The following is a 12,765-nucleotide window of genomic DNA, read 5'->3' as shown; positions in this document are numbered from 1 at the left end:
AGCTAAAGGGTGTCCATAATGAGGGAAGTTATAGGATAAAAGGTCAATGATCTTAAAGGAGTCTTTAGTGGAAAAAGTTGAGCAAACCTCTGCGATGCAGTATAATACGGAAAGTGCACGTGTATAGTTATATCTGCTGGTGAGCATACCAAGCATCAATGTTCTGGCACATCATGATGATCTCAGACGAAATCTGAATATCCATCTTATGTGTTCATCGTTCTATGCACATTAAGATCAATCCATATGTTTAAAGAGGTGAATTATGACAATCTCCGTCACACTAGGTCCGCGTTTGCAAACTGTTGCATCGTTTGTGCCAGCAGGGGCAGATCTTGGAGATATCGGGACAGATCATGCCTATTTACCCATAGCCCTCTATGAGACTCAGAAAATATCAAAAGCGATTGCAGTGGACGTTCATGAAGGGCCTTACCAATCCGCTTTAAATGCCGTTAAAGCCAGACACTTAGAGGCTTTCATAGATGTGAGATTTGGAGATGGCTTAATGCCACTTAAGTCTGGAGAGGTCGATACCCTTACCCTTGCAGGAATGGGTGGTAGAACCATGTTGGAAATTCTATCCGCTCGTCCAGACGTTATGGAGTCCGTGACTGATCTCATCTTACAACCACAAGGTGCGGAGGGAGCGTTACGGTTAGCTTTATTGGAGAGTGGCTGGCATCTAAAAGAGGAACGGTTGGTGAAAGAAGAGGAACGAATTTATGGGGTCATAGCTCTTTCAAAGGAAAAGGGCTGGGGCATCGTTCAACTGAAAGAAACTATTCGAGCTTGGATCTTGCGGTTGAACCCACTTCAGGAAAAGCTTAGTATGGATGTCTTGGTATTTGAAAACTTAGTGGATAGACTTGTATGGCATTTTGGACCTCTCGTCTTGGAAGAACGAACGGATCTTCTGAGTGAGCACCTTAACGAATATAGTGGTATGTTACATAGGCGTATAAAGCAAATGAAGAAATCGAAGAGCCCAGAAGTTATGACCAAAATCAATGAGGTTAGCAATGAAATAATGCTAGTGGAGGGACTTCGGATATGGCAGTAACGATAGGGTTAGTAGCTCAATTAATTGAAAAGATTGCACCTAAATCGTGGGCTGAGGATTGGGATAATGTCGGTTTACTGGTTGGAAGCGGATCAAAGCCCCTTGAGCGGATATTGATTACTTTAGACGGAACGCTGGAAGTGGTCGAGGAAGCAAAGAATCTAGGTGCCCAACTCATTGTGGCCCATCACCCTATAATTTTTCGTCCTCTGAAAAACTTAAGATCAGATAATGCTGGGGCACTCGTCCCTCTTCGACTTTTGCAGCATGGGATTGGATATTATGCTGCGCACACGAATTTAGATCAGTCAATATTTTCGGCGAGCCGAAGCCTAGGAGAGATTCTAGGACTGGAAAGAATGGAACTGTTAGAGGGCGAAGAACGGGGCTATGGTGTATGTGGCTATTTACCTCATCCGGAAAAACTAAGAGTTTTGTGGAAACGATTTTTAGAGGGGTTAACTAAGTCCGGAGTCTATGCCCAAGACTATGAATTATCCGGAGTTCGCTTGGCTGGCTCACCCGAGAAGGAAGTTCGAAAAATAGCCATTGTTAATGGCAGCGGGGGACGATTTGTCTCTAATGCCTTGTTTAAAGGCGCGGACCTGCTTATAACGGGTGACGTTGACCATCATTCCGCTCTCGATGCACTTGAGGGAGGGATGGCTATTGGGGATCTTGGGCATTTCTTGAGCGAGGCACCTATGTTGCAAAAGATGTTTCACTATTTGACAACGGAGAAATCCCTTCAGGGGATCGAGGTTAAAGTGAGTTCAATTAATCGTTCACCATGGCTTGTATAGGGACGGCTTACAAGCATGCGAGTAGATGGCAAGGGAGAGCAGTTGTTTCATAATAGATTACTGCTATTACAATATTAAAATATACTTGTGAAAGTAAATATTACCACTTGACATCAATTGTGAAATATATTACTATAATATTGCAAGGAATAATCTGATAATAAAGTCTTTTCAATGAAATACCCAAGGCTTCTTTAGAAGAATTACTGATCCTTCGATAAAAATAACATTACGAAGAAAGGAGTCGATAGTATGAACCGAACTGAAATCCTACGTCTTCAACGTGAAAAGGTATTAATAAACATCTCAGAAGACAATACTAATCGTACTAAATGGTTAATCGAGCTAATGGACATTGATGATGAAATAGAAGAAATGACCGAAAAAAAGTCCACTGTAAATTAAACCAATACTCTCCATTTGACCAAAACAAAGTTTTCTAGTAAGATAACTTAGCGAAGCCAACTAGATGATCGCGGGGGTAAGGACCGAAAGGTCGCCTCTGAGGAAAGTCCGAGCTCCATAGGGCAAGGTGCTGGGTAACACCCAGTAGGGGAAACCCTAAGGAAAGTGCAACAGAGAGATACCGCCGATAACGGAGGTCAGTTGTCAGAGGCCGGAGGTTAGAATAAGTTTGTTCTACTAGTCAGAAAGTATAACTTCGTTGTATACTGCAAGAAGACTAATACGTGCGAAGACAGTGTCTTCGTCTGGAAGCATAAGGGCAACTAAGGCGGCCGCCTACGCCAAGGCTTGGCGCCAGCCAAGTTTTCTTTATAATTCCACTTCTGGCTTTTGACGACTGACTTCCGAGTAGGTAAGGATGGAAAGGCGAGGTAAGAGCTCACCGGCAGTCAGGTGACTGGCTGGCCATGTAAACCCCACCTGGAGCAAGACTGAATAGGGGAACTATGAACGGCCCGTTTTCGTTCCCGGGTAAGGTCGCTAGAGGCCGTCGGTAACGGCGGTTCGAGATAGATGATCATCACCTCCACACGGAGGAACAGAACTCGGCTTATAGGTTGACTTCGCACAATAGGAAACTGACGATGTAAATGCATCAGAGGTTTCCTTCTTTATTTAATTAGGGAGATTCTTGTCAGTGGTATAAATAGACGCCATTCAGTAAACACTTTAGTGTTATTACTTAGAATTATGACTTGAATTTTTATAAGATTGATTTCAAGGGGTTTTATCCATGACTATAAGTTCTGAATTCCGTCCTTTAGTTGTCGCTTTGTTCTCCATTCTATTAGGGGCTACAGGACAATTTTTATTCCGGCTAGGGATGCTTCATTATGGAAAAGTAACGGTTACGGGGATTTGGCAGCAACTGGGTTCAATAATTTTGACTCCAGCTATTTTTGTTGGGTTTATGTGTTTTGGAGTAAGCTCAATTCTTTGGCTGGTTGTAATTTCACGTTGGGAGCTTAGCTATGCCTATCCGCTAGTTTCTTTGGGATATGCCATTGCAATTCTTTATGGTACATTATTGCTCCATGAGGCGCTCACGATGCCGAAAATACTAGGATGCCTATTAATCTTAGCGGGGATTAGTATCTTAGGTTTTTGGGGATATTAAAAGATTTTTTGATAGACAGCTAATATCTTTAATATATAGAGGAGTTGAAAGGAGCGAGTGAATAAGATATGATAGACTAAAGTGAAGTTGACAAGTTATATGTGCTTAGTCATACTCTGATACAATTTAATATTCAGCTTGATTCAATACTTTTTTTGGAGTCGTAATGACAAGAAAAAGGGGCGTGCGTTGGATGCAATTACAAGACTTTGGGCGAGGTACGCGGATTGAATTATCTAAAATGGCAAGGCTGCTCGGTATGAAGTTTATCGGATTTAATCCAAAGGCTCAACAAGTATCGTTGGAGTTTAAGGGTAAAGGGGTTACTTATCCTTTGGAGGAATTTGTCGAACAGTATGAACGAGAATGTCCCACGTCGTTTAATTAAAGCACTTAAGGGGCTCTGACTCAAGATTAATGAGTCAGAGCCCCTATAATGGTTGGAGGAAGTTTCTTAGCATCCTACGGCGATAAGTGTTCATTAAGGCTAAAACTCAAAACCCTCTGGGCTTTCTGCAAATCTATGATGCTAAAGCGCGCTTCATGCAAGTGCGGGGCGGTCGGTTCTGCCTTAAGAGGTCTATGCTATCCCTTTTGATAGAAGAAAGAGGATACAGGTTTCAGGCCTAGGTGATTCATTCCAAAAAGGTGTTCAGTGCTTCCAGTGAAAAGGATTCCACCTAGGCGTAAGGAATCCGTGAACTTCTTGTAGAGCATTTCTTTGGCCTCTTCGGTGAAATAAATCACGACATTGCGGCAGGCAATGAAGTCAAAGTTCGTTTGAAAACGATCAGTGAGTAGATTTTGGTGTTGGAAATTAACGTTGTTCTGAACGGAGGCCTTGATTTGATACCCTTTATCGGAGGGGGTAAAATACTTTTGTAGGAATTCCGGAGGAGTGCTTGCAAAATCATTTTGTTTGTAGATCCCGTCTTTGGCTTGTTTCAGTACATTGACGTCGATATCCGTACCAAGGACGGTGAACTTCGCGTTCGAGAAATAATTCATCATTGTCATAGCGAGTGAGTATGGTTCTTGGCCGCTAGAGCATCCTGCACTCCATAGTTTTAAAGGGGCTTTGTTCTGGAGAAGTAGGGGTATAATCGTTTCTCTCAGAGTTTTCCATTGGTTAGCATCCCTGAAAAATTGAGAAACGTTAATCGTTAAATGCTTGAAAAAGGCATCATATAAGATGGGATCAGAATTGAGGGCTTTCAAAAAGTCTGGATAGGCTGGGTGTCCATGGGAATTCATAAAGCTAAGGATACGCCGTTGCATTTGGTTCTGTTTATAGAATTTTAGATCTAGCCCGCTTTTGGGATGAAACCCTTTAACAAAGTCTTCGTAAGTATTAGCAATGGAGGTATAGGACAAAGGGTAACACCTCTTTCTTATGTATTAATTTATTACTTAGGCGAAAAGGTCAATGATCAACCCACGAATTTCATCAATTTTGGTTAATAATTCAAGGGGTTTGTCCTGTTGATCTAGAAGCTGTTTTCCAAGTTCATCGAGCGCTTGATCGATTTTTCCGATTCGCGCCATGACCTTCGGACGACCTTGAAAATCCCAGGACGTATCCTCTTGCATTGAGCGACTTTGTCCAAAGGTTGAACGAAGGAAGGATTTGACCATATCTTGGAAATCCCTAAGATCTCGGATTGAGAGAGAATGAGCTAACTTCTTCCCTTGTGTTCCGAGGCGCTCAAGAAAGGCTTGGAGTTCAATGCGTTGGATTTTTTGGGTCTGAGATAAAACCCCACTAAACTCATTATTATGCTCCGAGGAACTTTGAGTTTCTAGATTGGGAGCCTGAAGTTGATGCGGGGAATTAATGCGTAAAGACATAGTCAGTCAATCTCCTCTTAGAAAGGATAAGTCATGCAGACACGCAGAGTTTTTTTAAAAACAATACTGGGTCTTGGAGCAGTCATATTACCATGGGGTTTTTTACCGGCTCGTTTTGGAGAGGCTATAAAAACAGGGCTAGGACGTCCGCCTGTTGAATTGTTGCTGCCTCCTGAGACTGATCCACCTAAGGAGATTGATTTTGAAATCCTTAGTCGGACTGCAATGGATGATATTTACGTTTTGACTGCTCCTGAGATGCAAGGACGCAAAGCGGGAACTGTGGGGGAGACTAGAGCCGCAGAGTATCTGGCCACACAATTAAGTATGTTAGGCTTACGACCGATGGGGGACCCAAAAACGGGCTTTATTCAAGCGTTTACGATTCCTCCGGTGGTGGAAACTAGGGTCAATGGCCGACTGACCTTTAAACCCGGGGATAATAGTAATTTAAGATCTCCCTGTGTCAACTTAATAGGGGGTTTAATGGGCGAAAAAACAGAGGAAATAATTCTTCTCTCAGCTCATTACGACCATCTGGGGCTCTATGAAGAACGAGTCTACCCCGGGGCCAACGATAACGCCTCTGGAGTGGGGTGTATTCTGGATGTCATACGGCGAATTCTTCGTGAAAAAGAAGTCCCGAAACGCACGATCGTTATCGCTTTTTGGAGTGCTGAAGAGATGGGATTTATAGGGTCTCAGGCGTTTGTACACTCTTCGACGTTTCCCCTCGACCAGATAAAAGCGGTTCTAAACGCTGACTCAGTCGGAAATGGAATGATAGGGAACTTTGCACTCTGGGGGGATGGAGAAAATACCGCAGTAAATGCCATTCGCCAAGCCGCTTCTAAATGTGGTGCTAGCGCTCTATTGACTCCCAGAGCGGGTCATAACAGCGACTCCGTCAGTTTTGCCATGGCGGGAATTCCTGCGGTAACAATTTTGGCCCAAGACTGGCTATACAAAAATCATACCCCTGAAGACACCAGCGCACTTATAAAAACTGAACAAATTCACTTGGTATCAGAAATAATGTACCAAGCAGTACGCTTACTTGCTTTCTAAGGGGATTGTGGCAGGAACTAGTGGCTCGGTAATCAAAGGGTGGTTATTGGGCTCGGTGACGTCGTATTTGGAGCGAAGAATGATGAGGTCAATCCTGCGGTTTTTTCCTTGCCCAACTGTAGTGTCATTTGAAGCAATAGGCCGGTATTCCCCGTAACCCGTCGCAGAGAGTCGATTGGGAGAGATCCCTTCATGTTGGAAGATCTGTACCACGTTAGTGGAACGAATCACGGAGAGTTCCCAGTTGCTAGGGAATTGGACAGTGTGAATCGGTAAATTGTCTGTATGTCCTTCAACTTTGATTTGATTGGGTGAGGCGGCAAGGACGGTGGAAATATTTCTGAGAATTTCGCGAGCCTTGGTGTCAATATCAGCTGAGCCGCTTTCGAAAAGTAGCGTTTCCTGGATACTGACCACTAGACCACGCTCTTCTATGGAAGATAATAGCTTAGATTGTATTCCGTTGTCAGCCGCAAACTTATCTAGTTTGGCTTTGATTCCTTCAATGCTCAAGCTTTCGGCATCGGTATTCCCCTGACCTAAGTTTTTATTTACCCCGTTCGCATCTGAGGCTGATTGAGTCGTGTTGTTTGGATCCGATCCTTTCCCAGGAACCGTGGTTTTAGAGGAAGGGGTGCCTGTCTGAAAGAGAGACGGTCCTTCTGGGCTTTTGGCCATCTCGATTTTCGCGGGAACCCCTCCACCGAGGGCCTTGTTGAGGGATTCAGCAACGGCTTGGAATCTTTCGGCATCGACTTTACTCATGGAATAAAGAACGACAAAAAAGATCATCAGTAGGGTAATGAGGTCAGAATACGTGAGAAGCCAACGTTCACCATTATCCTTTTCAGATTCGTGTTCGCGTTTTCTACTCATCGGCTTTCACTAACAACGGCACGTCCAGGTTCAGCTATACTCTCTTCGGATTTTGCCTCAGAGGGAAGTACTGAACCAACGTGGGTTTTCAATTTCTCTTTTAGGATGGAAGGGTTTTCGCCTGCTTGAATGGACAGGATTCCGTCCAGAACCATCTCCATGGCGGAAACTTCTGCTTTGTCTTTCATTTTAAGTTTTGTGGCAATGGGAAGCCATAGAAGGTTTGCTGTACCGACCCCATAAAGGGTAGCAATAAAAGCAGATGCGATAGAATGGGAGAGCGCTTCCGGATCCGAAAGATTTCCTAACACCATGACAAGGCCCATGACCGTTCCTACAATTCCCATGGTAGGGCTATACCCGCCAGCAGCTTCGAACACTGCGATTCCAATCTTATGGCGTTTCTCAAGGACAGCGATATTCGACTCCAGGATCTCCCTGGTAATTTCCGGGTCAGTTCCATCAATAACGAGTTGCATGCCTTGGTTAGTAAAGCGATCTGTCACAGTTTCAAGTTCTTGTTCCAGACTGAGTAACCCTTCACGCCTTGCTTTTTCTGCAAATCTTACGAGCGTTTCATAAGCCTCAGCGGTTCCGAACGTTTGGGAGGTAAACGCAAGTTTAAACCATTTAGGAAGGTTTTTGAGGTCGGAGAGTGGGAAACTGACCAAAACCGCCCCGCTAGTCCCTCCGAAAACGATCAGAGCCGCCGAGAATCCCCCAAGGGAACTAACCGAGCCACCTTCTAAAACATAGCCGACGAGAAGGAACCCGAATCCTACGATAATCCCAATTATAGTCGATAAATCCATGTTGCTGTTGCCTCATCCCTTATATTTTTGGGCATGATCATTATAAATAAGGGATTGTGACGTACCTCCCTTGCATTTTTATATGGGCCTTTAGCAGAATAAATAAGAAATAGTAAAACGTTCGATTTTATACTTACTTTATTGTATCGTCAAATTTCATGCTGAACTTTAGTCCCTTTATTTAGTAATCAGAAGTAAACTTTCTGGAAGGTTCCTTTCGCCAGCACATCACCTTGCCATCTAAAGCGCTTAGAGCTTGGAACCAACCAGATTAAAAATATACACTTATTATACAGGAAAAGCGGAGTTACAGCTATAATTCTTGCTTTACCCTAAAAAAATTCCATAGAAAAACAAAAAGTTCCTCTTTAGTTTTGATGGGTTATCTTCGATATAGAGAATAAGACTAAGTATTTGGAGTGAGTTACATGAAAGTTGACGGCACATCGATGTCTCTCATTGGGAGCATTCAGGCGGCTAATCGTTTGAAACAAGTTGAGAAGAAGACGGCAGTTTCCGAAACCGATAGAATAGCCGTTTCGGATAAAGCACAAGTTTTCCAGGCCTTACTTCAGAAAGCTAAAGAGATTCCGTCTGTCCGTGAGGAACGTGTTCAAGCTCTCACTGAACAGATCGAACGAGGAGAATTTAAGGTTAACGGACAAAGGATAGCCGACAAGTTATTTGAAGCATATCAGAAAGATTAATGGAATTCATACATTTCAGAGGGGGAGATTTTCCGTGTCTGAAGCACTTCGGAATTTAAATGAGAACTTAAAAGAACAAGTTGAATTATATGTTGAAACTCTAAACCTAGAAGAACTTAAGCAGAAAGCGTTAATTAAGAATGATCTTCAAGAGATTGAATCAATAACAGCTCAGGAAGAATCGCTCATTATCAAGGTCAATCGCCTGGAAAAACAACGCCTCTTGTGGGCTGAACAAATCGGACGTGAATTTGGGAGGGTACCTGAAGACCTCACATTGGCTGAACTAGTTGAAAAATTCCCTATCTTAGAGGAAGTGCGCATTAACCTAGACCGGGTGGTCGAGCGGTTACAAGAAATCCATACGATCAACTCCCAACTTCTTCAACAGGCTATGAAAATCGTGGATTATACAGTGGGGCTGTTGACACACCAAGAGAGTAATACCTATACAGTTCCAAGCAAGAAAGAGAATGAAGAAAAGAAACGGCAGCTTATGGATTGGAGGGTTTAAGAGATGAGTTCCACGTTTGGCGGTTTAAATATATTGTCTCGAAGCCTTTATGCTCAGCAGGCATCGCTTGATACTGTTGGGCATAATATTGCTAATGCTGGTACGGACGGGTACTCCCGGCAGAGGGTCAATTTGGTAACAGCTTCTCCAGCGGGGGAGGTTTATGGTCGAACTAAGAATTATTCGGGAAGTGGAGTCACGGTAGCCTCTATTACTAGGGCGAGGGATAGGTTCACGGATCAACAATTGTGGAAGGAATCAGGGACCCTAGGCTATAGTCAAACAAGCAGCGATGCGTTAAGTAAAATGGAAGGGGTATTTAGCGAGCCTTCAGAAACCGGTATTCAGACGGTGCTCAATCAATTCTGGACGTCTTTGCAAACACTCTCGACCAACGCTTCTGATTCTGGAGCTCGTACAGCGGTAGCACAACGGGGGGTAGCCGTCGTGAATGCTATAACGCATGCCACCGAGCAGCTTAGAGACACTGCTGACAATATCAACTCTGAGGTTGTTTCCAGCGTTAGTAAGATCAATCAGATTGCCTCTAATATTAATAAGCTTAACGAGCAGATTGCTTTCACTGAGTTCGGTGGGGCCAATCATGCTAATGATTTGCGAGATAGTAGGGATTTGCTAGTCGATGAATTGTCTAAGCTCGTCGATGTCACAGTCAATGAAGATAGTTCGGGAAAATATAATGTCCAAGCCAGTGGTGTGACCCTAGTGGATACCAAAGGGTATTCCATCAAGTTAGGCACTGTGACAACTCCAAATGATACGAGCACTGATGTTCCCGGGTATGCAGTAACGACCGTTGTCGTAGCCGATACAGGGAAAGCGGTGAACTTTACAAACGGTGAACTGGGTGCATTGATTGATTCTCGGGATTCAGCTACAAAGGGTATTAAGGGGTATATGAGTAACCTAGAAAAGGTTAGCCAGTTCTTATTGCAAGATTTTAATGCAGTGCATCGGAGTGGTTATGGTACGGATAATATTAATGGACGCAACTTTTTTGGAGATGGTTATGGTTCTCCTACCGAAACGAATTATTCTCTTCTGGGAATAACCCCGCCAGACGGCGGCTGGATTAATGCCTTAAAGGTAAACTCGGCAATAACTGATTCAACTGGTGGACTAGCTATAATAGCAGCTAAAACTACGTTTTCGCTGGTGAGTGCGGTTTCGACCGGGTCGAGCAATACTGGAAGCGCCAAGGTTTCGGCTTCAGGCACTGGTACTTATGCACCGACCGCTCCCACTACTTCTGCTACTCCGACTACCGTAAGAGTTTCGGTCGATAATTTAGGTAATAACAGCTATTCTACCTCTACGGATGGAGGGAGCTCTTGGAGTGCTTCAACAACTCTAACGACATCGCCTGAAACTGTAACTATCCAGGGTATGGATGTTACCATAGGGGTAACTTCCACTTCGATTCCCACTGGTACGGATACCTATGAGTTTACCTTGTCGAAAGGCAACAACAATGCTAGCGGTGATAATGCCATCTTGCTAGGGAATAGTCTAAAAACTGATACTTCGTCCACACTAGGTGACATTTCTTTGGATGCTTTTTATTCATCCCTGATTGGTTCTTTAGGTGTACAATCTCAAGATGCCCTGCGACAGAATACCAATCAGCAAACGGTGATTGATCAGCTTACTAACCTCAGATCATCTACATCTGGGGTAAATATGGATGAAGAAATGACCGATATGATTAAATTTCAGAAAGGCTATAACGCAGCAGCTAGAGTTTTGACGGCCATGGATGAAATGCTGGACAAATTGATCAATGGTACCGGTGTAGTGGGTCGATAGGAGGAGATCTAATATGAGAATCACTAATACGATGATGAGTTATAATTTTCTAGGTAGTCTTAACAAATCCCTTGAAAAGACAAGTAAGATCCAGGCACAACTAGCGGATGGGAAAGCCCTCCATGCTCCCTCGGATGATCCGATTAAGGTAGTGCGAAGCTTGCGCTTTAGTACTAGTATGGAATTAAACAATCAGTATACTCAGAATGCCCAAGATGCTCTAAGTTGGATGAATACCTCAGATGATGATATGCAAGACTTGAGCAAGATTATGATAAGTATCAAAGAGCAGGTTGTCCAGGCTAGTAATGGCACCAATCCCCAATCTGCCGTTCAAACGATTGGGGACGCTGTCGACAATCTGATCAACCAGATGATTAATATTGGCAACTCTCAACTGGGGGGGCGTTACATTTTTGCTGGACAGAATGATAAAACTGCTCCATTTACTCGTAGTGGTGACATTATCACCTATAACGGGGATAATGAAAAGATTTCCATGCCGATTCACCCGGGGGAAGCTACTCCAGGTCAGGATAGCGTGAATCTCACCGGAACGGATGTTTTTGGCCCGGGGCTGAAAATCTTAAATGACCTAATCGACATTAAAAATCACTTGAAGTCTGGAACTGGTGCAGACCAGCAATGGCTATCTGATACTGGCTTAGCTAAGATAGACGGTGACCATGACCAAATGCTGCAGTCTCACACAACGTTAGGATCTCGTATGTCGATTTACGAGATGGCTAAAACTATGCTGGATAGTAGCAATACGGTTATTGCAGGAGATCAAGCAAGCAATGATTCGATTGATGTTGCAAAGGGTATTGTGGATTATAAAAACGCCGAGAATGTCTATAAGACAGCATTGCAAATTGGTGCAAGGATAATGCCAATGTCTTTGGTAGATTTCCTTCGATAATAGTGCGTAGCGGAAGGGAGTCACTTCCATGCTCCGAATCAATATTACTACCCAGCCCACTCGTCTGGAATATACCATTAATAATGCCAAGTTAAATCTACAAAGCACTCAACCTAAGGTGCAATTACAGACAACGCCGGCGACCGTGGAGATTCGTCAACCCCAAGGGGAACTGACGATCGACAACTATCCCTGTCGTTATTCCATCGGACTAAGGAATGTTGCCGATTTGGCCGAAGACTTTGCTGCACTTGGTAGGCAAACTGTGATGGACACTATCGCTCGAATAGCACAAGAAGGGGACCAATTAGCTCGAATTGAGAGTAAATCAAATGCGATTGCTGACATAGCCGCTAACTCTACCATTTCCGAAGTTTCCGATATTACTTATGCACATATTGCCTTGCCAGACATTCATTATCAAGCTAATCCGGTTCAGTTCAACCCCGTGGATGGGAAAGTGGATTTAACTCTACAGCGTGGCACCGTCCAAGGGGATTTCCAGCGCGGGAACGTCGATATTAAGGTCACTCAATACCCCAGCATTGAGATATTAGCTGTGGATATCAAGGCCTAAAGAGATACACTATACGGTGTGCTAGGAGGCAATACTATGATAATAAAAACGACTAGATTCGGCGAACTGGAAGTGGCAGAAGAGCAACTATTTGAATTCTCTCATGGAATTCCCGGTTTTCCTGACGAAAAGGTTTTTGCCTATATACCGCTAGATGCTGAAGGTC

General features: G+C 43.7%; 15 protein-coding genes, 1 other RNA gene and 1 pseudogene. 13 read left to right on the top strand and 4 right to left on the bottom strand.

The window, feature by feature from the left end:
• Positions 1–265 precede the first annotated feature (265 nt).
• The 6 genes from UF75_RS20870 to UF75_RS20855 all read left to right on the top strand — a co-directional run bounded on the left by UF75_RS20870 (position 266) and on the right by UF75_RS20855 (position 3,836).
• Entirely contained in the window at positions 266–1,063 is a 798-nt protein-coding gene (locus tag UF75_RS20870; protein WP_045576486.1) for a class I SAM-dependent methyltransferase, read from the top strand.
• The gene (locus UF75_RS20865; RefSeq protein WP_045576485.1) at positions 1,054–1,866 is read left to right on the top strand and encodes a Nif3-like dinuclear metal center hexameric protein; all 813 of its coding nucleotides are present in this window, start codon (positions 1,054–1,056) and stop codon (positions 1,864–1,866) included. The genes UF75_RS20870 and UF75_RS20865 overlap by 10 nt, the downstream gene beginning before the upstream one ends.
• 252 nt (positions 1,867–2,118) lie before the next feature.
• Positions 2,119–2,271 carry a hypothetical protein gene (locus tag UF75_RS29345; RefSeq protein ID WP_197079481.1) on the top strand — a complete coding sequence of 51 codons (153 nt, stop codon included), beginning with the start codon at positions 2,119–2,121 and terminating at the stop codon, positions 2,269–2,271.
• Positions 2,272–2,323: 52 nt separating this feature from the next.
• An RNA gene (gene rnpB / locus UF75_RS26535) (RNase P RNA component class A) lies at positions 2,324–2,900 on the top strand.
• 164 nt (positions 2,901–3,064) lie between these two features.
• A complete protein-coding gene (locus UF75_RS20860; protein ID WP_045576484.1) occupies positions 3,065–3,448 on the top strand; it encodes an EamA family transporter in 384 nt (127 codons plus the stop codon).
• 193 nt (positions 3,449–3,641) lie between these two features.
• Positions 3,642–3,836 (top strand): hypothetical protein, encoded by a 195-nt coding sequence (locus tag UF75_RS20855; protein ID WP_045576483.1) that lies wholly within the window; start codon positions 3,642–3,644, stop codon positions 3,834–3,836.
• Positions 3,837–4,033: 197 nt separating this feature from the next.
• Here the strand turns inward: UF75_RS20855 and UF75_RS20850 are convergent, their stop codons facing one another.
• Together UF75_RS20850 and UF75_RS20845 are read right to left on the bottom strand one after the other, a co-directional pair.
• Positions 4,034–4,822, bottom strand: coding sequence for a protein-glutamate O-methyltransferase CheR (locus UF75_RS20850; protein WP_045576482.1), 789 nt, complete (start codon positions 4,820–4,822; stop codon positions 4,034–4,036).
• 36 nt (positions 4,823–4,858) lie between these two features.
• Positions 4,859–5,296: a YaaR family protein gene (locus tag UF75_RS20845; protein WP_045576481.1), complete on the bottom strand. Its 438-nt coding sequence runs from the start codon at positions 5,294–5,296 to the stop codon at positions 4,859–4,861.
• A gap of 33 nt (positions 5,297–5,329) precedes the next feature.
• Between UF75_RS20845 and UF75_RS20840 the strand changes: the two genes are divergently transcribed.
• Positions 5,330–6,364, top strand: a complete 1,035-nt coding sequence (locus UF75_RS20840; protein ID WP_045576480.1) for a M20/M25/M40 family metallo-hydrolase — start codon at positions 5,330–5,332, stop codon at positions 6,362–6,364.
• Here the strand turns inward: UF75_RS20840 and UF75_RS20835 are convergent.
• Both UF75_RS20835 and UF75_RS20830 read right to left on the bottom strand, forming a co-directional pair.
• On the bottom strand, positions 6,350–7,240 hold the full coding sequence (locus tag UF75_RS20835) for a flagellar motor protein MotB (RefSeq protein ID WP_045576479.1): 891 nt from the start codon (positions 7,238–7,240) through the stop codon (positions 6,350–6,352). The two genes, UF75_RS20840 and UF75_RS20835, sit on opposite strands and share 15 nt — an antisense overlap.
• Positions 7,237–8,052, bottom strand: a complete 816-nt coding sequence (locus UF75_RS20830; protein ID WP_045576478.1) for a flagellar motor protein — start codon at positions 8,050–8,052, stop codon at positions 7,237–7,239. The genes UF75_RS20835 and UF75_RS20830 overlap by 4 nt, the downstream gene beginning before the upstream one ends.
• A gap of 428 nt (positions 8,053–8,480) precedes the next feature.
• Here UF75_RS20830 and flgM point away from each other — a divergent pair, with 428 nt between their 5' ends.
• From flgM to UF75_RS30425, 6 genes and pseudogenes are all read left to right on the top strand, one after another.
• The gene (gene flgM / locus UF75_RS20825; RefSeq protein ID WP_045576477.1) at positions 8,481–8,759 is read left to right on the top strand and encodes a flagellar biosynthesis anti-sigma factor FlgM; all 279 of its coding nucleotides are present in this window, start codon (positions 8,481–8,483) and stop codon (positions 8,757–8,759) included.
• A gap of 34 nt (positions 8,760–8,793) precedes the next feature.
• A complete protein-coding gene (locus tag UF75_RS20820; protein WP_045576476.1) occupies positions 8,794–9,273 on the top strand; it encodes a flagellar protein FlgN in 480 nt (159 codons plus the stop codon).
• A gap of 3 nt (positions 9,274–9,276) precedes the next feature.
• Positions 9,277–11,100 (top strand): flagellar hook-associated protein FlgK, encoded by a 1,824-nt coding sequence (flgK, locus tag UF75_RS20815; protein WP_045576475.1) that lies wholly within the window; start codon positions 9,277–9,279, stop codon positions 11,098–11,100.
• 13 nt (positions 11,101–11,113) lie between these two features.
• Entirely contained in the window at positions 11,114–12,022 is a 909-nt protein-coding gene (gene flgL / locus UF75_RS20810) for a flagellar hook-associated protein FlgL (protein WP_045576474.1), read from the top strand.
• A gap of 28 nt (positions 12,023–12,050) precedes the next feature.
• A complete protein-coding gene (locus UF75_RS20805; RefSeq protein WP_045576473.1) occupies positions 12,051–12,599 on the top strand; it encodes a DUF6470 family protein in 549 nt (182 codons plus the stop codon).
• Between the two features lie 36 nt (positions 12,600–12,635).
• Positions 12,636–12,765, top strand: a pseudogene (locus tag UF75_RS30425) (flagellar assembly protein FliW); the annotation flags it as partial.

It is taken from the genome of Desulfosporosinus sp. I2 (assembly GCF_000960765.1).
Taxonomy (GTDB): Bacteria; Bacillota; Desulfitobacteriia; order Desulfitobacteriales; family Desulfitobacteriaceae; genus Desulfosporosinus.
The sequence above is the reverse complement of the archived record's forward strand: the minus strand, read 5'-3'. Positions and strand labels throughout refer to the sequence as shown.

Coding starts and splice junctions, on each gene's coding strand:
- UF75_RS20830 (WP_045576478.1), bottom strand. CDS start 8,052: ATGGATTTATCGACTATAATTGGGATTATCGTAGGATTCGGGTTCCTT.
- UF75_RS20860 (WP_045576484.1), top strand. CDS start 3,065: ATGACTATAAGTTCTGAATTCCGTCCTTTAGTTGTCGCTTTGTTCTCC.
- UF75_RS20805 (WP_045576473.1), top strand. CDS start 12,051: ATGCTCCGAATCAATATTACTACCCAGCCCACTCGTCTGGAATATACC.
- UF75_RS29345 (WP_197079481.1), top strand. CDS start 2,119: ATGAACCGAACTGAAATCCTACGTCTTCAACGTGAAAAGGTATTAATA.
- UF75_RS20855 (WP_045576483.1), top strand. CDS start 3,642: ATGCAATTACAAGACTTTGGGCGAGGTACGCGGATTGAATTATCTAAA.
- UF75_RS20840 (WP_045576480.1), top strand. CDS start 5,330: ATGCAGACACGCAGAGTTTTTTTAAAAACAATACTGGGTCTTGGAGCA.
- flgM (WP_045576477.1), top strand. CDS start 8,481: ATGAAAGTTGACGGCACATCGATGTCTCTCATTGGGAGCATTCAGGCG.
- flgL (WP_045576474.1), top strand. CDS start 11,114: ATGAGAATCACTAATACGATGATGAGTTATAATTTTCTAGGTAGTCTT.
- UF75_RS20865 (WP_045576485.1), top strand. CDS start 1,054: ATGGCAGTAACGATAGGGTTAGTAGCTCAATTAATTGAAAAGATTGCA.
- flgK (WP_045576475.1), top strand. CDS start 9,277: ATGAGTTCCACGTTTGGCGGTTTAAATATATTGTCTCGAAGCCTTTAT.
- UF75_RS20845 (WP_045576481.1), bottom strand. CDS start 5,296: ATGTCTTTACGCATTAATTCCCCGCATCAACTTCAGGCTCCCAATCTA.
- UF75_RS20835 (WP_045576479.1), bottom strand. CDS start 7,240: ATGAGTAGAAAACGCGAACACGAATCTGAAAAGGATAATGGTGAACGT.
- UF75_RS20870 (WP_045576486.1), top strand. CDS start 266: ATGACAATCTCCGTCACACTAGGTCCGCGTTTGCAAACTGTTGCATCG.